Annotated in this window: 15 protein-coding genes, 2 tRNA genes and 1 pseudogene; 8 read left to right on the top strand and 10 right to left on the bottom strand. The window is 40.8% G+C overall.

Annotation, left to right across the window (positions count from 1 at the left end; all coding sequences use genetic code 11):
• The first annotated feature begins 58 nt into the window (after positions 1-58).
• On the top strand, positions 59-1,084 hold the full coding sequence (gene mltG, locus O6P32_RS07945) for an endolytic transglycosylase MltG (RefSeq protein WP_269877822.1): 1,026 nt from the start codon (positions 59-61) through the stop codon (positions 1,082-1,084).
• Positions 1,085-1,374: 290 nt separating this feature from the next.
• Here the strand turns inward: mltG and O6P32_RS07940 are convergent.
• From O6P32_RS07940 to O6P32_RS07895, 10 genes and pseudogenes are all read right to left on the bottom strand, one after another.
• Positions 1,375-3,359 (bottom strand): annotated as a pseudogene (locus O6P32_RS07940) (glucosamine-6-phosphate deaminase).
• A 106-nt stretch (positions 3,360-3,465) separates the two neighbouring features.
• Positions 3,466-4,257 carry a glucosamine-6-phosphate deaminase gene (gene nagB, locus O6P32_RS07935; protein WP_178266129.1) on the bottom strand — a complete coding sequence of 264 codons (792 nt, stop codon included), beginning with the start codon at positions 4,255-4,257 and terminating at the stop codon, positions 3,466-3,468.
• A gap of 208 nt (positions 4,258-4,465) precedes the next feature.
• On the bottom strand, positions 4,466-5,248 hold the full coding sequence (locus tag O6P32_RS07930) for a LytR/AlgR family response regulator transcription factor (RefSeq protein ID WP_269877893.1): 783 nt from the start codon (positions 5,246-5,248) through the stop codon (positions 4,466-4,468).
• Between the two features lies 1 nt (position 5,249).
• Entirely contained in the window at positions 5,250-6,308 is a 1,059-nt protein-coding gene (locus O6P32_RS07925) for a sensor histidine kinase (RefSeq protein ID WP_269877821.1), read from the bottom strand.
• Between the two features lie 15 nt (positions 6,309-6,323).
• Positions 6,324-7,646 carry a TolC family protein gene (locus O6P32_RS07920; RefSeq protein ID WP_269877820.1) on the bottom strand — a complete coding sequence of 441 codons (1,323 nt, stop codon included), beginning with the start codon at positions 7,644-7,646 and terminating at the stop codon, positions 6,324-6,326.
• 10 nt (positions 7,647-7,656) lie between these two features.
• Positions 7,657-10,701: an efflux RND transporter permease subunit gene (locus tag O6P32_RS07915; protein ID WP_269877819.1), complete on the bottom strand. Its 3,045-nt coding sequence runs from the start codon at positions 10,699-10,701 to the stop codon at positions 7,657-7,659.
• Positions 10,702-10,711: 10 nt separating this feature from the next.
• Positions 10,712-11,725: an efflux RND transporter periplasmic adaptor subunit gene (locus O6P32_RS07910; RefSeq protein ID WP_269877818.1), complete on the bottom strand. Its 1,014-nt coding sequence runs from the start codon at positions 11,723-11,725 to the stop codon at positions 10,712-10,714.
• A gap of 351 nt (positions 11,726-12,076) precedes the next feature.
• Positions 12,077-13,417 carry a PepSY-like domain-containing protein gene (locus tag O6P32_RS07905; RefSeq protein ID WP_269877817.1) on the bottom strand — a complete coding sequence of 447 codons (1,341 nt, stop codon included), beginning with the start codon at positions 13,415-13,417 and terminating at the stop codon, positions 12,077-12,079.
• 364 nt (positions 13,418-13,781) lie between these two features.
• Positions 13,782-13,855 (bottom strand) — tRNA-Thr (locus O6P32_RS07900).
• A 56-nt stretch (positions 13,856-13,911) separates the two neighbouring features.
• Positions 13,912-13,985, bottom strand: a tRNA-Thr gene (locus tag O6P32_RS07895).
• Between the two features lie 424 nt (positions 13,986-14,409).
• Between O6P32_RS07895 and O6P32_RS07890 the strand changes: the two genes are divergently transcribed.
• The 7 genes from O6P32_RS07890 (at position 14,410) to O6P32_RS07860 (ending at position 21,157) form a co-directional block, all read left to right on the top strand.
• Complete coding sequence (locus tag O6P32_RS07890) at positions 14,410-14,940, top strand: DUF4199 domain-containing protein (protein WP_269877816.1); 531 nt, start codon at positions 14,410-14,412, stop codon at positions 14,938-14,940.
• Between the two features lie 11 nt (positions 14,941-14,951).
• Positions 14,952-15,902, top strand: a complete 951-nt coding sequence (locus tag O6P32_RS07885; RefSeq protein ID WP_269877814.1) for a glycosyltransferase family 2 protein — start codon at positions 14,952-14,954, stop codon at positions 15,900-15,902.
• A gap of 5 nt (positions 15,903-15,907) precedes the next feature.
• Complete coding sequence (locus O6P32_RS07880; protein ID WP_178265670.1) at positions 15,908-16,456, top strand: DUF6452 family protein; 549 nt, start codon at positions 15,908-15,910, stop codon at positions 16,454-16,456.
• The gene (locus O6P32_RS07875; protein ID WP_178265669.1) at positions 16,407-17,117 is read left to right on the top strand and encodes a DUF6048 family protein; all 711 of its coding nucleotides are present in this window, start codon (positions 16,407-16,409) and stop codon (positions 17,115-17,117) included. Before O6P32_RS07880 ends, O6P32_RS07875 begins: the two co-directional genes overlap by 50 nt.
• Before the next feature lie 2 nt (positions 17,118-17,119).
• Positions 17,120-17,686, top strand: a complete 567-nt coding sequence (locus O6P32_RS07870; RefSeq protein ID WP_178265668.1) for a manganese efflux pump MntP — start codon at positions 17,120-17,122, stop codon at positions 17,684-17,686.
• 19 nt (positions 17,687-17,705) lie between these two features.
• Positions 17,706-18,716: an FAD:protein FMN transferase gene (locus tag O6P32_RS07865; RefSeq protein ID WP_269877812.1), complete on the top strand. Its 1,011-nt coding sequence runs from the start codon at positions 17,706-17,708 to the stop codon at positions 18,714-18,716.
• Between the two features lie 92 nt (positions 18,717-18,808).
• Complete coding sequence (locus O6P32_RS07860) at positions 18,809-21,157, top strand: family 20 glycosylhydrolase (RefSeq protein ID WP_269877811.1); 2,349 nt, start codon at positions 18,809-18,811, stop codon at positions 21,155-21,157.
• Positions 21,158-21,229: the final 72 nt, after the last annotated feature.

Below are 21,229 nucleotides of genomic sequence, written 5' to 3'. Positions count from 1 at the left end.
TTTGATTTTAATGTATTTAGCATTAATCTTCCTAATAATTAATTAAATAACAAAACCAATGAAGAACAAGAAGACTATTTATGTCCTCCTTATCCTATTTTTTATATTGACGAGTACCATCATTGCCGGATACTGTTTATTATTCAACCATCCTTTCCAGATAGAAAAACGTACCTATCTCTACATAGACGAAGACGACAATATAGATTCTGTATACACAAAGATTGAGAACAGACTGCATGCATCTACCTTAAGAGGTTTTCATTTACTATCCTCTTTGTCGGGATATGCAGAACAAATACACCCTGGAGCCTACCAGATAGATGCCTCATATACTACCTGGAAAACGTTCCATCGCTTACAACATGGTATGCAGACTCCTGTCAGACTGACTATTCCAAGTGTGCGCACACTCGACAAATTGGTCAAAACCGTTTCCAGACAAATTATGGCAGACTCTGCCAGTCTTTCCGGCTTACTGAACGACAGCACATTCTGTGCACACTTAGGATACAATTCCAATACACTTCCGGCACTTTTCATTCCTGATACCTATGAAGTATATTGGACAATAACTCCGGAGCAGTTTGTAGAAAGAATGCAAAAAGAACATAAGAGATTCTGGAACGAAGAACGAATAAAAAAAGCACAACACATCGGATTTACACCGGTAGAAATAGTTACTTTAGCTTCTATCGTAGAGGAAGAAACCATAAAGAAAGCAGAGAAACCAATGGTGGCCGGACTCTACATCAACCGCCTCCACAAAGGTATGCCACTACAAGCTGACCCTACTGTAAAATTCGCTTTGCAGGATTTTACCTTGAAACGTATCCGACACAAACATCTTGAGTGCGACAGTCCGTACAATACATACAAATATCCGGGACTACCTCCCGGGCCCATCCGCATTCCTTCTATCGACGGAATAGAAAGTGTACTCAATTACACTCGCCATGATTATCTTTATATGTGTGCAAAAGAAGATTTTTCGGGTTATCATAATTTCGCTGAAAATATGACGAAGCATTTGCAAAATGCAGCACGCTATCAGAGAGAATTAAACAAACGGAATATTCACTAAAAACAAGCCTATATAACAATTCGTTTCAGATTTGATTTATATTTAATAAACACTTGTTTCAATCTTTAATCGGCGTCGTCGATTCTACAAACAACCACGTCGGCTGTAAAATCGACGGCGCCAACTGTACATATGACGACGTCGGACAAAAAACAATTCTTGTAACAAGCACCTCCGATAACATTCTCCACCACATCCACTCCTTCTCTACTGCAATAAAGGCATAAAAAAACTGCCGTTCCACCTGAAGCAGAACAGCAGTTTCTATTTGATTCAATCTTATTTTTTATTTACAGCGGCTTGTATTCCACAAAAGCTTCCATTGCTTCGTAGCATGCCAATCCCAAATCGTTGTACAGGTTTGCTGTACCACGGTTACGGTCTTCACTACGTTGCCAGAACAAACGTTCGTCGTTACCCAAGAATGGAGCACTTTCCATTTGCGACTGATGTTTCAAGATTGAATTACGTTTTGCACGCAATTCTTCCGGACTCAATGGAACGGCCATTTCAATGTTTTCGATTTCCCACTCTGCCCATGCACCACGGTACATCCAGATACGGCAATCGTTCAACCATTCTGCACCCGCTTTCTTTTCTTCATCAATTGCAGCAAATACAGCATCTGTACATACACGATGAGTTCCGTGCGGGTCAGCCAAGTCACCAGCTACATAAATCTGATGAGGTTTTACCTTACGCAGCAAATCCATCACAATTTCCACGTCGGCTTCGCTGATTGGGTTCTTTTCAATACGTCCGGTTTCATAGAAAGGAAGATCGAGGAAATGAACTCTTTCCAATGGAATCTGATTGTATGTAGAAGCTGTACGAGCTTCTCCACGACGAATCAATCCCTTAATGGTCAAGATATCACGCGTATCCATATCTCCTTCTTTCTTCTGGCTCAGGAACTGTTTGATTTCCGCATATTTGTTACGGATAGTTTCGTTCTGGTTGCCATCAAACAACTGGTTGAATCCATTGATGAAATGCATGAAACGAACCACTTCTTCATCACCTACGGCAATGTTTCCCGAAGTTTCATACGCTACATGTACTTCATGTCCCTGCTGTACCAGACGACGGAGCGTACCTCCCATAGAAATCACGTCATCATCTGGATGCGGAGAGAATACTACCACACGTTTCGGAAATGGTTTGGCACGTTCCGGACGATAAGTATCGTCTGCATTCGGCTTACCACCCGGCCATCCGGTAATAGTATGCTGCAAATCATTAAAGATCTTGATATTTACATTATAAGCAGAACCATAAAGTGCCAGTAATTCACTCAGACCGTGTTCGTTATAATCCTTGTTTGTAAGCTTCAGAATAGGCTTGTTAATCAACTGACACAACCATACAATGGCGCTGCGAATCAGTTTATCATTCCAATCGCAGTTGGTAACCAACCACGGACGTTGGATACGGGTAAGATGTGCGGCAGCTGTCAGATCAATACAAACCGAAGCATTCTGATGCATCTGCAAATACGATGCAGGCAAAGCATCCGAGATTTTATCTTCTACGGCCTTCTTAATGATATCTGCCTTTTCTTCTCCCCAAGCCAACAAATATACCTTACGGGCAGACATGATAGTCTTCACACCCATGGTAATGGAACAAGGAGGCAAATTGTCTATTCCTGTATTATGAATTGCTTCTGCACGAGATGTAGCATCAATCAGAATCAGACGAGTAGATGTGGCAGCAGTAGAGCCTGGCTCGTTCATGGCAATATTACCTTCACGGCCGATTCCCATAAGAACCATATCCAATCCACCAAATGTATTGATGCGCTGTTCATACAAGAGCAGTGCTCGATGACAGCATCCTGCGCAATGGAACCATCCATAGTAAAGATATTCTGTGCATCAATATCTACCTGCTTGGCAAACAGTTCATTCAACTGATTCATACTGCCATTCTTAGCTTCACTCAACGGATAATATTCAAACAAGTTGAACAACACCACATTGCGGAAACTTACACCTTCTTCTTTATGACGACGAACCAATTCAGCATACAATGGTCTCAATGAAGCTCCCGTTCCGGCAGCAATCGTGCAGAATTTGCCTTCACGCTGTCTTTCCTGAACTTTACGGATAATTTCATCGGCAATCGCTTTGGCTCCTTCTTCCATTGTTTCATAAATGTTGGTAGGAACTTTTTCAAAGCGAGTCAATACTGAACGGTCGATCATGTTCTCCGGCTTATAATATTTGGTTGAAACTCTGTTCAAAGAAATTTGTGAGCTGAGATTCGTTCTCATACATGATCCTCCTTACTGATTAATTAATAGGTTTATGAGTTTATAAGTCGATGAGTTTGTGAGTTTGCATTCGGATAACACGGCAAACCCACAAACCTATAAACGCTTACAAGTTGTTGCGTTCGATATCTTTAAAGTATTTGTAGGTACCAACTTTCAGTTCATCAGTAGCTGCTTCATCACATACAATGATACCGTGCTGATGCATCTGCAATGCACTGATAGTCCACATCTGTGTGATACCACCTTCTACTGCATGCTGCAATGCACGAGCTTTGTTGTGACCATTACAAAGAATCAACACTTCGCGAGCAGACAATACTGTACCTACACCTACTGTCAACGCAGTTTTAGGAACTTTGTTAATATCGTTTTCGAAGAAACGAGAGTTAGCAATAATAGTATCTGTAGTCAAAGTTTTTACACGAGTACGTGAAGTCAAAGAAGAACCCGGTTCGTTGAACGCAATGTGTCCGTCAGGACCAATACCACCCAAGAACAAGTCGATACCACCGAATGATTCGATTTGCTTTTCATAATTTGCACATTCAGCTTCCAAATCTTCTGCATTTCCATTCAGGATATGGATATTTTCCTTGCAGATATCAATATGATTGAAGAAGTTGTTGAACATGAATGAATGATAGCTTTCAGGATGAGATTCCGGCAGACCTACATATTCGTCCATGTTGAATGTTACCACATGTTTGAAAGATACCACACCTTTCTTATTCAGTTCAATAAGTGCTTTATACATACCCAGCGGAGATGAACCGGTAGGCAAGCCCAATACAAAAGGTTTTTCAGCTGTAGGATTAGCCTTGTTTATTTTCTGTGCTACATAATTGGCAGCCCATTGAGAAAGCGACTGATAATCAGGTTCAATAATTACTCTCATAGTTTCTTCAGGTTTTAAATATTGTAATAAAATTAATTTTTTACTCTTTACTATATGCAAAGATATTTTTAATTACAGACATAAACAACAAACCGTTCGGCTATTTCTCTGCTATTTGTTAAATTACCTAATATTGGGTAGATAACCATCTTCATATTCATAACCTGACATCTGCATGCTTTTTATCGCACACATCACGATACAATCGTCAAGTATTCAACCACATTTTCAGCGCTGTGACTTTTTCTCTACTCACTTGAATGGCATCATCAAAAGGAGGGTTTACTCTTATATTCAGTTTACTTCCATTATAAGGTTCAATAGTCTTGATTGATTCAGCCGATAAAATAAACTGACGGTTTACCCGAAAAAAACGGCGGCTATCCAATTGTTCTTCAAGCTTGCCAAGCGACAAATCAATCGCATGCCTTTTTCCCTCTTTTGTAACCGCAAAAGTAATCTTGCATTCCGAATAAAAATATGCAATATCTGCGACTTGTATGGTGTAAAAATGACGATTGCCGGTAATAAGGAAACGAGTTCGGAAACAGGACTCATCCCGTTTGGAAAGTAATGCAACCAGCTCTCTTACATTCATCTGGTCATTGAACTCTCTAATTGTTACCGGAGAAAGACGCTCAAATTTAGTAATAGCAGCCAACAAACGGTCTTCGTGTATTGGCTTAAGCAAATAATCAATACTGTTAACGGCAAAGGCCCGGACTGCATATTCGTCATAAGCAGTGGTAAATATAATCATACTACTGGGATGTGCCTGCTCCAAAAAGAGAAAAGAATTCCCATCAGTCAGTTGTATATCCAAGAACAACACATCCGGATGAGGATTCTCTGCAAACCATTTCACCGAATCTTCTACTGTACCGGGCAGCAATGTAATCTCCCACTCCGGCCGAAGAGTAGTCAACATATGATTCAATAATCTTGCAGCAGGATACTCATCTTCTATGATAGCCGCATGTACTTTTCTCAATTCATTCATACTCATTCACTATAGGGACTTTGACGATAAAACGATTATCCTTGTTTTCTACAATAATTTCTTTCTGACACACAAGCAAATTGCGCTGCAACAAATTATCCAGCCCTTTACCTGTACTGGCAACACCTTTTTTAGGATGTATTTCGTTGGATACAACCAGCCAGTCTGTATCATCAATCCTGTCTGCATAAATAGAAATGACCATTGGCTTAGCCGGTGATATCACATTATGCTTCACCACATTTTCTACCAAGAGCTGCAATGTCAGAGGAGGGATAGAACATTCGTATACATCAAGTGGCAATTCATTCTCCAACTCCAGACAATCCCCTAAACGTACCTGATGCAAGAATATAAATTTACGGATAAAGTCCAGCTCTTCACCGATAGAAACCAACTGCTTGTTCTGACAAGACAAGATATATCTATAAATATCGGATAAATTACGGGTAAACTCAACAGCCTTTTGCGGTGCATATTCAATTTCAGCAACCAGTGTATTCAGGCTATTGAATAAAAAATGAGGATTTAACTGGCTTTGCAAAGCCATATAGCGGGTCTTTATGGCACTTTCCTCCAAATCTTTTGTCCTCCTATACATCTCGACAATATTCTTATAGAACTGACTGACCATCATCTGTCCGGTAATAAATAATTCTACCAAAAAGACAATAGACAACAAACGCATCCCCTTGGCTGCCACAATAAACGGATGTGGACTACCCGTCAGCCATTTTATAGTAACCATCAAAAAATAATTCGTAACTAAAAGAAAGAAAGCTGAAACGATAAAGAATAAAATCAATAACTTACGATCTCGTATAAAAGAAGGATATGTACGAATCAGCCAATTGTCTATGTATTTAAGACTCAATCCAATGCCGTTGAATAGAATAATGGCAGATGCAAAAACTTCCGCTGTCATTAATTTCTCCTGATGATGAACAGGAATATCAGTATAGTGCACTAAAAAGAAAAGCGAAAAGCACCCCAATGCAGAAAACAGAAAGATGTTCCACAAAAAAGCAAATCTATTCTTTTTATCCTTCATCTTATTTATTTTTTATTAATACCCTATTCTTCCCATCGCCCTTTCAAATCCACTCTTAGCTATCTGTGCGTCTAATTTTGACTGTATGTAATTCACTTTAGCCTCCTGATGATAAAGTTGTGCATTAATTACTTCTACAATAGAGATATTTCCTTCCTTATATTTCTCCATAGCCAAGTATTCACTTTCGGCAGCCTTTTGCAGTGAACTCTCTGTAAAGATTACCTTTTCTATCGATTGTGAATATGTATAATAAGCCGTTTCTATTTCCAGCCGAAGATTATCTACCACTTTATGATGATTCTCCTGGGCTATATCAATTCCATATTTTCCAGCACGACGAGTACTTTTTCTTTTACCCCATTCAAAGATAGGAACACTTAGTTTAGCATACACCACATAGTTAGGATCCATATCAGACCGGAAATTATAACCCGGTGACATATAACTTCCATCAATTCCAACCGATACCCGTGGCAGAAACTGGGCATTGGCCATTTTCGCCTGTGCTTTCTGGATCTCGACTTTATTTAACGCAATTCTTAGTTCAGGCCGATGAGCCAATCCTAAATCTGTCGTTTCATTTCTATCATCCATTTCTCTTAAAGATATCACTGCAGAATCCGTTTGAAGTACACTGTCTGGAGCCACACCGGCAAAAGAATTCAGTGATAACCGAGCTACTTCTCTCCTGTTCTCTGCCTGCAACAAACGATAATTTGCATCATTCAGCTTTACTTCAGCCATAAGCAAATCACTACGGTCTGTATATTCCTCTTGTACCCGATGACGGACCACATCTACCAATAGTGATACAGACGACTTAAACTCTTCTGCTATCTTTACCATTTCTGTCTGCGCTACTGCATTCCAGTAATAAACATCGGCATTGTAAACAGTATTATTGGTAATACGTTGTTGCTCGTACTCAGCCAGTTCTTTCTCCTTCTTCGACTTGTCATACCCTGCACGGATAAATCCTCCTTGATACAACGGCTGCGCCAAAGTCAGCGAAGCTCCATACTTCATATCAGAACCTTGCCAAGAACGGGATATATTCATCTCCGGTATATCAACCTGCAGCTCCATCGGATTACCGGTATAGCTGAAGCTACCATCAGCAGATAATTTAGGAAGAAAATCTGCTTTCGCTGATTTCTCTTTCTCCTTCTGCAAGGATACAGTATATCCAGCAGCCTTAATATCCTGATTGTAGTCAATTACCCGATTACGATAAGCCTGCAAACAAGCACTTTGCTGAGCACACGCTGTTTGTACTCCAAATATAGCGAATAAAATAATTGCCCACTGACCGAAATAAAGAAATTTGATACTCATAGTCTTTATTTTAAATATTCTCTTTTTTTACTTGATAAAAAATAGCATACAATGCCGGAGTTACAAATAGGGTAAGTAAAGTAGCAAAAGACAGACCAAACACAATAGTAGCTGCCATTCCACCGAAAACTACATCAAAAAGCAGAGGAATACTTCCAAAAATAGTAGTAAGAGCAGCCATCAGCACAGGTCTTGTTCTCGACACCGTAGCCTCAATAATGGCATGATAAGGGTCAACACCCATACTCCTCTGTATATTGACTTCATCCAACAACACAATTACATTTTTGATAATCATACCCAACAGTCCAAGCCATCCCGCCATACAGAAGAATCCAAATTCGAAACCGGTACAGAGCAACCCCAAAACCATACCAATCAGAGACAACGGAAGAATCAAAAAGATTATGGCCGGCTGCTTGAAGTTACCAAACAAAGCTACGAGAATAATAATCAAGAAGACTATTGCCAAAGGAAAATATTTGGTAAGTGCTTCCATTGCCTCTTTCTGATCTTTATATTGAGAGTCCCAAAAGAAGGTATATCCTTCTGGCAATTGTATTTGCTCAACTTCTGCCTTTATTTCATTCAAGACCTCAGACATCGTATGCCCCGGTTTGACATCACACTGTGCAGCCATAGACAACTGACGATTATAGGTACGTACCAAAGGATACTCCCATCCCAGTTCTATATCATCTGTCAACTGAGCCAATGGAGCAGAACGTGTACCGTTCCATACCTGCAAATCCTCCAATGATTTTTGTGAAAAATCTTCTTCAAATGGAGTACAGAGCAAAACTGGAACTTTTTTGTTCTCATCACGGTAAACACCCACAGAAACTCCATCACACAAACTTTTCACAGCCATCATCATATCCGAACGCCCGATATTCAGTTTCCCAGCTTTTACAGGATCGTATTCAGCCTGTACATTCATTGCCATATTTCCCCATTCATTGCGAGGATTCAATGCTTTAGGATTATTACGCATGATACCAACAGCTATTTGGGTGAGCGAATCGAGTACCGCAGGATCATCTCCGCAAAAACGAGCTTCAATCAAAGCCTGGGGAATAGAATTCAGCTCGAAACGGTTCACACGTATCAACGCATCCGGAAATTTCAGAGGCAATGTTTCATTCAACATTTTCTGCAAGGCACGAGCCTTTTCGGGAGTTTCAGCTTCTACCAGACATTGAGCATAATTGGATTGTGGTCCGTAAGCAGCATTGGCAAGATAAAAACGGGGAGGAGTTTGTCCGACAAACGAAGAAACTTGCTTTACTTCTGAATTCTGCTTGAGATAAGCAACCATTTCTGTAACCTGCTTTTCCGTTTCTTCGATACGTACTCCCTCGGGCAACCACATATCGACAGAAAAATATTGTTTATTCAACAAAGGCATAAACTGTTGTGGAATAAAACGGAACCCCCAGACCGACAAGGCCAGCAAAACAACCATACATCCTACTACTCTATATTTTTTCCGGATTGTAGCAGCCAGCAATTTGCGGAAAAGAGTATAGATACGTCCCTGAAACAACTCTCCCTTCAATTCATCCGGACGAGGACGACGCACAAACTCTTGTACAAAAAAGACATTCTGCGTAACAGCAAATACCCAGCTCAACAACAATGAAACTGCAATCACAATAAACAATGAAGACAAAAGCTCTCCGGTAATATGAGGAGACAAATATACGGGAAGAAACGTCAGGACTGCAATCAAAGTTGCTCCCAACAAAGGCATGGATGTAGTAGAAACAGCAGCCAATATTGCATTTCGTTTACGCATTCCTTTCTGCATATTCACCAAAGCCGAATCGTATACCACAATGGCATTGTCTACCAGCATTCCCATAGCTATAATAATCGCAGCCAACGACATACGCTGCAGGGCTATCCCCGTAGCATTCATATAAACAAGTGTTCCGAAAATAGAAAAGATCAATCCGCTCCCTATCAGAAATCCGTTTTTAAAGCCGATAAAGAACAACAATACCGCGATAACCGTCAACACTGAAATAATCAGGTTCATTACAAAGCCATCGTTTGCCACAGCCGACTCGTATCCTTGATCATAGATTGACTCCAAATAAAATCCTTCCGGTAATCTGTCTTTTAAGTGACAGATAGTTTCCTTGACCAGCTCAGACATCTCTACTACATTTCCATCGGAAACGGTAGAAATTGCAATTCCTACTGCCGGAATATTATTTATAGCCATCTTACTTCTGGCCGGATGTACATAGCTTTCGGAAAAAGTAGCAATCTCTCCCAAGCGAAAGTAAGTTCCATCCTTCGAAACAACAGTAAGATTTTCTATTTCTTCCATACTAAAGAAACTCCCAACAGCCTCTACCCTCAAACGATGCGTATCGGTCTCTATGGCTCCGGCATCCACAATTTTATTTTGCTTATCGAAGGCCGAAATAATATCGTGTACCGTCAAGCCACTCTTCGACAGTAAAGTGGGATTAATAGTAACCTCAATTGTCCGGTTCTGTACTCCAAACAATTCCACCTTTGCCACATCCTTCACATCCAAAAGTTCATTTTTAATAATCTCAGCCTGTTCTTCCAGTTCCCGATAAGTATGACAGTCGCTACTTAATCCATAGAATACTCCCAATACATCACCAAAATCATCATTTACGACCGAAGGACCTGCCCCTGCCGGCAATTTACTTTGTACATCACTCACTTTTCTGCGCAACTTGTCCCACAACTGCTGCATTTCATCTGCACGGATTTCCTTTTTTACATACACCGTTATTTTGGACAGGCCGGCTCTGTTATCAGTCTTCAGATAATACAATTCGCCTAATGACTGAATAGATTCCTCCAGAATATCGGTCACCTGTTTCTGTACTTCCATAGGAGATGCTCCAGGATACGAAGTAGTTACCACAGCTTGTTTGATGGTAAACGGGGCATCCTCTAATTTCCCCATATTTACATAAGCTACAGAACCGCCTATCAGCACAAGCGCCATCAACAGCCACGACAAAGATTTGTTTTTCAGAAAAAACTTTGTAATATCTCTAACCATATCCCTCTAATTATAATTGTAAAAGTACCTCTTCATTCTCCGAAAGATAGGAAAGACGAGTTACTGCAACCTTATCTCCGACATTCAGTCCGGATAATATTTCTACCCTATTCCCCGACAGCATATTTCCTATCTCCACTTTTTGTTTCCTCACTCTGCTATCTTTTCCCAGTACCCAGACAAATGCTCCTTTATCTATAGTGTGACAAACAGCTGTCTGGGGAATGGCCACAAGTGAACATGAATGTAAACCTCCATCGGATTTGGGGAATCGTAAAGACAAAGTGCCAGCCATTCCACCAAACAGACTGTAATCTTTATTATCCAATATAACCGTATACAAATAAGAGATATTATTTTCCAAGGTACTTTGAGTCACATACGTTTCGATGGGATGAAACTTCTTTTCGCCCAAAGCTTTGAACTGCACAAAAGAAGAATCTTTCAGTCCGGCTGCACGAAGGCCAACCGCCATATCTTCCGGGATACAAGCCTCAGCCTTAATTCGTGAAAGATCGATAAAAGTAACGACCGGAAAAGAAGGACTAACCTCCTGATACTTGTCAATGTTTATTTTTTGTACATAGCCGTCAAAAGGAGCTGTCAGCCGGGTATCTTTCAGTTCATTCTCCGCAGTATTAAAATCAGCTTCAGCACGTTCATAATCAGCCTTGGCTTTCTCGTATGCAGCACCAGAAATATTCCCCTTCTCATACAGATTGGACACACGAATAAAATCTGCCTTCGTCTGATTGAACAAAGCTTCCGCCCGCTGCTTGCGAATTAAAAAATCGCGGTCGTCAATAGCGGCAATCAATTCTCCTTTCCTAAAAAACTGACCGTTCTGTACTTCAAAATTCACCACCGGACCTCCTACTCTAAACGAGAGTTCCGTAGTACGATAAGGAGACGAAAGAAAAGTGTAACTACGCTCATTTTCTTCTGCAACGGTCTGTACAGAAGCAAATTTGACCTCCTGTTTCTGAGAAGTCTCTTTCACCGTACCACCACAAGAGACCAGCATACATATTCCAACAAATAAACAAACAGTCCTCATCTTTAGATTCTCATTTAAACATTTATGTTTTTATATTTTGAATTACAAAAATAGAGAGGAGACAAGCGGTGTCAAACATTCATCATTCCCAAACGGTAAATACAGATTCCCAACCGTATAAAAAGACTTCCCAACCTACATGCCATATAGTCTGTTTATGCTCATCACAGTTTTCCCGCTAAAAAGACGACAACTGACAAAAAGCAAAAGGAACCAGGATTTATCATACAAAAATCCCCTTCCCACCATATCGGTATATGGTAAAAAGGGGATACATAACCCGGCAAATCAATAAGCTATAAGCCTATACTTATTTAATCAATATTGCTGTTTGATAACTCCTTGAGCATCCATAATCAATGTTTTTTCAATATGCCCTTTTTCTATTTCCACTTCGTATAATACTCCCAAAGCATTTTCGGTCACTTCAATGTCGTCTACATCTGCCTGCTGGTATCCTTCTTTTGTCAAAGTTTGTCTAATAGCTTCCGGCAATGCAGCATAACGCAATTCCCAAGTAGTCTTTATCCATTCGTTACGACCATTGAACTTTACTTCTTTTATGATATTATCATGGCGAATGTCTATCTCCAGATATCCGTCGTCATAATCTTTGTCCACAACTACCGCACCCGGATATTTCTGTGCCAGAAATTCAGTGATACCACCTTCTACAGCCACTCCTTCGCCGCCCACCGACGGACGTGATATAATACCAGTCTCATCTACATATACATCCACCTCATCTCTTCCACTTCTCATTTCGAAACAGAAATATACATATTCATTGCCAGACTTGTTTACCTCATAACGTTCTATTTCCTTAATATTGCTTACCTCATAACTCTCTTTCTGCAAAGCTTCTACAATATTGGCAGGCACCCATTCTGCATTATTGGCATCCATCGCATATAAATCCGTCTTGACAGAAAGCCAGTTCTGGGAAGCATCAAACAAGACTTCATGTTTACGTCCTTTTGCTATTACCTCCACTTCTGTTCTGCCATCCTCGTTTTCAATTTCCACTACCGTATAAGCCGTGAATTTCTGTTTCAACCAAGCTTCAATATTTCCGGCCGGTTTTTGGGGAAGATACTCATCGTAATCCTGATTATCATCAGCATCTATAATTTCTTTTACAAGTACCCCACCCTCTGTATAATAAAGATCTACATCTGTTTCTTTTCCTGCTTCTTTCTTGCTTACTTCAATCACATATAGTTTCTCAGTTCCTTCTCCACGCAACAGCACATCTACTTCATCATCAGTCATCCAACCCGAAGAAGCCTGTCCGTATGTACTTGCGCTAAAGGCTTCGTATACCTTCGGTGCCAGAGTTGACAATAAGGCAAAAGGTATTTCTGTTTCAGTCATCCCCCACTCTCCTCTCATCGTAAACCAAGCCGTATGATTACGCGCACGGGAGTCCGAACGAGCGCTGTCCCAATAAAAATGTGCTACGGCATAGTCATTCTTTATACTCCACGATACATCGGTCGCTCCAGGATAACGGGCGTCAAACTCCTGCAACACAGCGGCTGGAAGAGTCGAAGGATCGACGGTTCCCGGAGGAGCCTCCGGCATGTCATTTTTATTACAAGATGCCAGGCCCAACATCACAGCAAACAAAACAGTCCATAACGATAAAAAAGTCTTCATAATAATTTCATTTTAATGATTGATGAAATAAAAGTAGACTTCAAATCTGAAAAGAATCTGAAATGATTTCAAAATCTTTGAATATAACCGAAAATGAAAATGAAACTTCAAAAAGATATAACAATGCCAGCGTATAACCGACGTCGTTGATTGTACAGACGACGTCGTCGGACGGACAGACGACACCGTCGGCCGCGCAATCAACGACGACGGATACAGTTTGTTTCCTGCGTCGGAAAGTCTGCATACTTCTATCAAACTTTAAAGGAAATGCACGTACTCCGTTTTCTTTATTTAAGAAGTCCGGAGTACACATAGGGATATACGAAAAAAGCTCAAAATTCTTTATGAATTCTGAGCTTTGAGCCTCTTGTCGGATTCGAACCAACGACCCCGAGATTACAAATCACGTGCTCTGGCCAACTGAGCTAAAGAGGCAAACGAGTAAGTATTTTAAGCCATAAAGCAGTGCTTACTCCCATCTGCTTTATTTGAGCCTCTTGTCGGATTCGAACCAACGACCCCGAGATTACAAATCACGTGCTCTGGCCAACTGAGCTAAAGAGGCAGGCGGGTAAGCTTACCATATCGCGCCGCTACAACCAACTACCTTTGCTGCGATCAAGCCCTGGAGGATTCATCAGGAGCTGGCCGTATGGGACTTACCCATGTTTCAACCGTTCTTCATCATCGATGTTTCTCGATTGCGGGTGCAAAGGTAGGAAGATTTTTTGAATCTGCAATACTTTGACAAAAAAAACTGCAGAAAAAGATAATTTTTTATCATTCTGAAGGATGATTACCGTCTTCTGATGCCTTAAAATTCCCCAATATGCAGGGTTATAATATAAAACTAAAGAGATGAAAAGATGGTCTGATTGTGAAGCAGTGGCAAGAATTTGAATGCAAATACGATTTTTATCTTCTTTTATTACGATGCATAACAGTAAAAAGCGTAATTTTGCGAAAATAACTAATTGTGTATTGAAAGAATGACTAACAACCGACCCACTACTCTGCAAGAACATGCCATGCGTTTTGGAACCGTAATGGGAATATATTGGATTTTCAAATTCATTTTCCTTCCCATGGGCTTCAAAATTCCTTTTCTGCATCTATTGTTCGTTTTGCTCACCCTTTTGGTTCCTGTATTAGGATATATCTATGCACGTAAATACCGCATGAAATATTGCGACAATGAAATTAGTTTTCTGCGTGCATTTTCATTCACTTTACTGATGTATATGTTTGCTTCACTGCTCACTGCGGTAGCACATTATGTATATTTCCGTTTTTTTGACCAAGGTTTCATCATTGAAACTTATCGCACTCAGTTGGAATCAATACAGTCGGCAGGAATACAAGGGTTATCCGACAGCATCGAACCATTGATGCAAACTATCGATGCCATCGCTGCATTGACTCCTATCCAGTTGACAGCTCAACTTATTTCACAAAATATTTTTTATGGAACCATACTTGCTTTATTTACCGCTCTACTGGTAATGAGGCAGAAAAAATAATATCATAAACTATGGATATATCTGTTGTAGTACCTTTATATAATGAAGAAGAATCCTTGCCGGAACTGTATGCATGGATTGAACGTGTGATGAATGCCAACGGCTTCAGCTACGAAATCATTTTTGTAAACGATGGAAGTACAGACCATTCATGGCAAGTCATCGAAGAGCTCAGCAGCAAACACGACTGTGTAAGAGGTATTAAATTCCGCCGTAATTACGGTAAATCACCGGCCTTGTTCTGTGGCTTTGAACGGGCACAGGGAGATGTTGTCATCACCATGGATGCCGATTTACAGGATAGTCCGGATGAAATTCCCGAACTATACAGAATGATTACCCAAGACGGATACGATCTGGTTTCGGGATGGAAACAAAAACGATACGATCCGCTTTCAAAAACCATTCCTACCAAGTTATTCAATGCTACGGCACGTGCCGTATCGGGTATTCATAATCTGCACGACTTCAACTGTGGACTGAAAGCCTATCGACGTGAGGTGATCAAAAACATCGAAGTATACGGAGAGATGCATCGCTATATCCCTTATCTGGCAAAAAATGCCGGATTCAGCAAAATCGGGGAAAAGGTGGTACACCATCAGGCACGTAAATACGGAAAGACGAAATTCGGCCTGAACCGTTTTGTAAACGGATACTTAGACCTGCTTACTCTTTGGTTCTTGTCTAAGTTCGGAGTGAAGCCCATGCACATCTTCGGCTTTTTAGGTTCCATCATGTTCATTCTGGGATTCATTGCAGTAGGAGTAGTAGGAGCAGCCAAACTATATGATATGTATTGTGGCAATCCTTATCGTCTGGTTACGGAAAATCCTTATTTCTACCTGGCACTCACTACCATGATAATCGGGACCCAACTATTTTTGGCAGGATTCATTGGAGAACTGATAGCTCGCAATGCTCCGGAGAGAAACAATTATAAAATTGAAAAAGAACTGTAATCTACATGAAAAAGCTACCGTTCCTTTTATTCATCCTGTGGATAGCAGTCCTTTTCTTCCCTGCTTGCGAAGTAGAGAATTGCCCTCCCAACACGATGTCTTACATAAAGTTTTCTTTCGTCAACCAGCACGGCAAAGCCGTTCAATTGATTGATACGACAAGCATCATCGGTATGATTCATGCCGATGTAACGGTATACGATACATTGGACGACGGGACTATTAAAGAAGAAGTGGTATACGACTCGCTGATACATGACACATTAATCAACCGGGAAGTGGGGGCCAGCGGATTTGAAGTGCCTTTAAGCTATAGCGATAAGACTTCTTTTATACTTGCTTACATGCATGCCAAACCCGATACGATTCATATCTCTCACCGCAATATACCTTATGTAACGAATTTGGACTGTGGCACCATGATGTTCTACGAGATACAGCAAGCAACATCTACCCGCCATCAGCTCGATTCTATACAAATTATCAACCCGAACATAGATAACAATGAAAAAGAAAATATCAAGATATATTTCACTGTTACTGATACTGAATAGTATGCTTCTGCTGCCCTCTTACGCATGGGGACAAAAGAAAAGTAAGGAAGAACTGAAAGCCGACTACAAGGCTTCACCTTTTTATCAGGGAAGTTCTATCGGTATCGAAGTAGCCGGGTTGGCCAATCACTTGATAGGCGGCGATATCTTAAGTAGCGAAATTATCCTGCAAAGTAATCTGAAGAACCGCTTCTTCCCAACTGTAGAAATTGGCTATGGCGAAACCGATGTAATTCACGATACAAATGATATGCATTACAAAACATCTGCTCCTTTCTTCCGTATCGGTATGGATTATAACGCTTTTTATCTGAAGCCCTATTTGCCGGGATATTTATATGCCGGTCTGCGTTATGGAATGACATCCTTCACCTACGACATAAACGGCCCAACCATGAACGACCCCAATTACGGAGGAGTAATCCAGATTCCTTATGAATTTAAGGGAAACAAAAGCAATGCAAGCTGGATAGAAGCTGTTGTAGGAATAAAAGTAAAGATTTACAAGGGATTTTGTATGGGATGGGCTGTGCGATATAAAAGACGTATCAATGTAGCCAATGCCGAAAATTCTGAACCTTGGTACATTCCAGGCTTCGGAAAAAATGCAAGCAGCAGTTTTAATTTAACCTATAACTTAATATATAACTTGCCATTTTAATCATGAGTATATTAGAAATCTGGCTACTTGCTATCAGCTTAGCCATCGACTGTTTTACTGTATCTGTAACAAGCGGTATTATCTTACACCGGATACAGTGGGGAAATACTTTAAAAATGGCATTTTTCTTTGGATTGTTCCAAGCCTTAATGCCTCTGCTAGGATGGTTTGGAGCCAGCCGTTTCAACCATTTAATCGAAGCCTACGACCACTGGATTGCATTTGGTCTGCTTTGTTTCCTTGGAGTACGGATGATTCGGGCACATTTCCAGTCGGAGGAGACTTGTTGTTTCGATCCTACACGCTTGCGAGTAATCCTTACACTGGCTATTGCAACCAGTATTGATGCTCTTGCTGTCGGTATTTCATTCGCCTTTACCGGATTCAACACCATTCAAAGTCTGTCAGCCCCATTATTTATTATCGGACTGGCTTCTTTTCTTCTTTCCATTGTCGGAAATTTAATTGGTGTATTTTTCGGAAAACGATTCCATCTGCGAGTAGAAATATTCGGTGGACTTGTACTGATAGGTATCGGTGTGAAAATATTAATTGAACATCTTTTTTAAAACATAGAAAATCAGACTCATGGCAAACAAACAACTCAAATGGCAGCTTCCTTTTCTTATTCTGCTGATTGTAGGAACTGTACTTATCTTAAAAAAACAGGTACCTTATCAGACTGATCAAGGAATCGTATTTGGAACAATGTACAAGATTACCTATCAGTCGAAAGAGAACCTGAAAATGGAAATTGAAAGTAAACTTCAGAAAGTAGACAATTCACTGTCTCCATTTAATAAGAAGTCTGTTATCACTCATATCAACCACAACGAAGATTATAGTACAGACAGCATGTTCACTCACGTATTCCGTCTGGCTAAAACGATTTCCAAAGAGACTCATGGTGCATTCGACATCACTGTAGCTCCTTTAGTCAATGCCTGGGGATTCGGATTCAAAAATGCAAGCCACGTAGACAGCCTGACTATCGACAGCATCCGTCAGTTTATCGGCTTTGAAAAAGTAGACTTGGTTGACGGAAAAGTTGTAAAGAAAGATCCACGTATTATGCTCGACTGCAGTGCGATTGCCAAAGGATATGGAGTGGACTGTGTGGCCAGATTACTTGAAAGCAAAGGTATCAAAAACTACATGATCGACATTGGTGGTGAACTGGTGGTAAAAGGAAAGAATGCCCAACAGGAATCATGGCGCATTGGTATCAACAAACCGATAGACGATTCGCTTTCCGTTAATCAGGAATTGCAAACCATTATTGAAATCAATCAGGGAGGAATGGCTACTTCGGGTAACTATCGTAACTTTTACTACAAAGACGGAAAGAAATATGCACATACCATCGACCCTCGCACAGGTTATCCGGTACAGCATAATATACTTTCCTCTACCGTCATAGCCAAAGATTGTGCTACTGCCGATGCCTATGCCACTTCATTCATGGTATTAGGACTCGATTCAGCCAAAGCAATCTGTAATGCTCATCCTGAATTGGATGCCTATTTCATTTATGCAAAAGAAAATGGAAATACCGGTATCTATTTCACAGAAGGCATGAAGCAATATCTTCGTAATTAAATTCAGAAAAATCAGACTGTAGACAATATTGCTATATAATATAAAGTATCGACATATTTTTATCAATATCAAATTTTAAACCTCTATTATCCATGAAAAAAAACTTTTTAGCAACCCTGTGCATTGGTGCTTCATTAGGACTGCTGACTGCTTGTGGTAGTGCAACCGGTGAGGTAAAACCTTACAACGAGGGAATCAACATCATCCCAATGCCTCAGTCTTTAGTACAGCAAGACGGATTCTTCAAACTGTCTTCAGGAACAAAATTCGGTGTTACTTCACCCGAAGCTAAAACAATTGCCGAGTTCTTTGCTGCAAAAATGAGTCAGTCTACCGGCTATCAGATTACTGTAGCTGAACAAGGTAACATCACATTGACTCTTAATCCGGAGCTGGAAGTGAACGATGAAGGCTACACACTGGATGTCACTTCAAATTCAGTACAGATTGCTGCTAAAACAGCTCAAGGCCTGTTCTACGGAATGCAGAGTTTCATGCAATTACTTCCCGCAGAAATTGAAAGTGCTGAAAAGGTAGAAGGAATTGAGTGGAGAGCACAAGCTGTCAGCATCAAAGACGAACCCCGTTTTGAGTACCGTGGTATGATGCTTGATCCTTGCCGTCACTTTGTCAGTGTAGAACATATCAAAAAATACATTGATGTATTGTCTTTATTCAAAATCAACCGTATGCACTGGCATCTGACCGATGACCAGGGATGGCGTATTGAAATCAAGAAATACCCCAAACTCACAGAAATAGGTTCTAAGCGTATAGATGGAGAAGGTACTGAATACGGTGGTTATTATACACAAGAAGAAATTAAAGAAGTTGTAAAATATGCAGCAGACCGCTTTATCACAGTTGTTCCCGAGCTGGAAATGCCAGGACACGGCATGGCTGCTATTGCTGCTTATCCTGAACTCTCTTGTAAAGGCGAAAAAGGAAATCCACGTATCATTTGGGGAGTAGAAGATGTTGTATTCTGCCCGGGTAAAGAAAGTACATTCCAGTTCTTGCAAGACGTTATCGATGAAATGGTACCTCTTTTCCCAAGCGAATATTTCCACATCGGTGGTGACGAATGTCCTAAAGCTAATTGGAAAACTTGTCCTGCCTGCCAGAAACGTATTGCCACAGAAGGTCTGAAAGCTGACAAAGGTCACACTGCAGAAGAAAGATTGCAAAGCTACGTAATCCGCCGCATTGAGAAATATCTTGAAACCAAAGGAAAGAAGCTTATCGGTTGGGATGAAATCCTGGAAGGTGGTCTGGCTCCTTCGGCAACTGTAATGTCATGGAGAGGCGAAGAAGGCGGTATTGCTGCTGCACTGACAAATCACACTGTGATTATGACACCGGGTGGAAACGGTATGTATCTCGACCACTATCAAGGTGATTCAAAGATTGAACCGGTAACTATCGGTGGATACAGCACTTTGGAAAAAACTTACAGCTATAATCCAATGCCCGACACATTGGTTGCAATGGGAAAAGAAGAGTTTATTCTGGGTGTACAGGGAAATGTATGGTCTGAATACATTTACAGTGATGCAAAACGCGACTATATGACCTTCCCGCGTATTCTGGCTGTAGCAGAAATCGGATGGACTCCAGTAGACCGTAAAGACTTCAGCGACTTTTCACGCCGCATCAACAATGCTTGCGTACGCTTAGACCAATACGGTATCAATTACCATATTCCAATGCCGGAACAGCCGAATGGTTCTTGCAACACTGTAGCTTTCGTTGACAGCACATCTTTGGAATTTACAACGACTCGCCCAATGCAAATGGTCTACACACTCGACGGTAGTGAACCTACTGCACAGTCTACTGTATACACGGGTCCTATCTCTATCAGTGAAACAACTACACTGAAGATTGCTTCCGTAATGCCTTCTGGAAAAATGAGTACTGTACGTACTATTCAGGTAGAAAAACAAGCATTGGCTCCAGCTAAAGAAGTTGCCAAGACAGCTTCTGGACTGAACATGCAGATCTTCGACGGTATGTTCCTGAATATGCAGGATTTCGAAAAAGCAAACCTTCAGCCCAAAGCTACTAAAGTCATCAAGAAAACCCGTGAACTCACCAGTCAGGTACCTGCTCCGGAATCAATGCGTGGAGTAAAACAGTATGCAGCTATCGCTACCGGATACGTCAATATCCCTGAAGACGGTGTATACTATCTGTCATCTGACTTGGAAGAAGTATGGATTGACGGTAAGCTGATAATCAGCAACGGTGGTGAAACAAAACGTTTCTCTCGTCACGATACATCCATAGCACTGGCCAAAGGATTGCATGAAATTAAAGCTGTATTTCTGGGACATATAGTTGGAGGATGGCCTTCCAACTGGAATGACGGAAGCATCAGCCTGCGCAAAGCTGACCAAAAAGAATTCAAAGCTATCAGCGAAGACATGCTCTGCCACTAATTTTTGCCGGCTTATGCCGCAAATCAGATAAGAAAGAGAAACTTGGAAAGCCTTTTCCAAGTTTCTCTTTCT

Source organism: Phocaeicola acetigenes, from assembly GCF_027529745.1.
Lineage (GTDB): Bacteria > Bacteroidota > Bacteroidia > Bacteroidales > Bacteroidaceae > Phocaeicola > Phocaeicola acetigenes.
Note: the sequence above shows the minus strand (reverse complement) of the source record. Positions and strands in the feature narration are given on the sequence as shown.

What these genes read in the sequence shown, in the direction of transcription:
- mltG (WP_269877822.1), top strand. Translation starts at nt 59, where the DNA reads ATGAAGAACAAGAAGACTATTTATGTCCTCCTTATCCTATTTTTTATA.
- nagB (WP_178266129.1), bottom strand. Translation starts at nt 4,257, where the DNA reads ATGAGAGTAATTATTGAACCTGATTATCAGTCGCTTTCTCAATGGGCT.
- O6P32_RS07925 (WP_269877821.1), bottom strand. Translation starts at nt 6,308, where the DNA reads ATGAAGGATAAAAAGAATAGATTTGCTTTTTTGTGGAACATCTTTCTG.
- O6P32_RS07920 (WP_269877820.1), bottom strand. Translation starts at nt 7,646, where the DNA reads ATGAGTATCAAATTTCTTTATTTCGGTCAGTGGGCAATTATTTTATTC.
- O6P32_RS07915 (WP_269877819.1), bottom strand. Translation starts at nt 10,701, where the DNA reads ATGGTTAGAGATATTACAAAGTTTTTTCTGAAAAACAAATCTTTGTCG.
- O6P32_RS07910 (WP_269877818.1), bottom strand. Translation starts at nt 11,725, where the DNA reads ATGCTGGTCTCTTGTGGTGGTACGGTGAAAGAGACTTCTCAGAAACAG.
- O6P32_RS07905 (WP_269877817.1), bottom strand. Translation starts at nt 13,417, where the DNA reads ATGAAGACTTTTTTATCGTTATGGACTGTTTTGTTTGCTGTGATGTTG.
- O6P32_RS07890 (WP_269877816.1), top strand. Translation starts at nt 14,410, where the DNA reads ATGACTAACAACCGACCCACTACTCTGCAAGAACATGCCATGCGTTTT.
- O6P32_RS07885 (WP_269877814.1), top strand. Translation starts at nt 14,952, where the DNA reads ATGGATATATCTGTTGTAGTACCTTTATATAATGAAGAAGAATCCTTG.
- O6P32_RS07880 (WP_178265670.1), top strand. Translation starts at nt 15,908, where the DNA reads ATGAAAAAGCTACCGTTCCTTTTATTCATCCTGTGGATAGCAGTCCTT.
- O6P32_RS07875 (WP_178265669.1), top strand. Translation starts at nt 16,407, where the DNA reads ATGAAAAAGAAAATATCAAGATATATTTCACTGTTACTGATACTGAAT.
- O6P32_RS07870 (WP_178265668.1), top strand. Translation starts at nt 17,120, where the DNA reads ATGAGTATATTAGAAATCTGGCTACTTGCTATCAGCTTAGCCATCGAC.
- O6P32_RS07865 (WP_269877812.1), top strand. Translation starts at nt 17,706, where the DNA reads ATGGCAAACAAACAACTCAAATGGCAGCTTCCTTTTCTTATTCTGCTG.
- O6P32_RS07860 (WP_269877811.1), top strand. Translation starts at nt 18,809, where the DNA reads ATGAAAAAAAACTTTTTAGCAACCCTGTGCATTGGTGCTTCATTAGGA.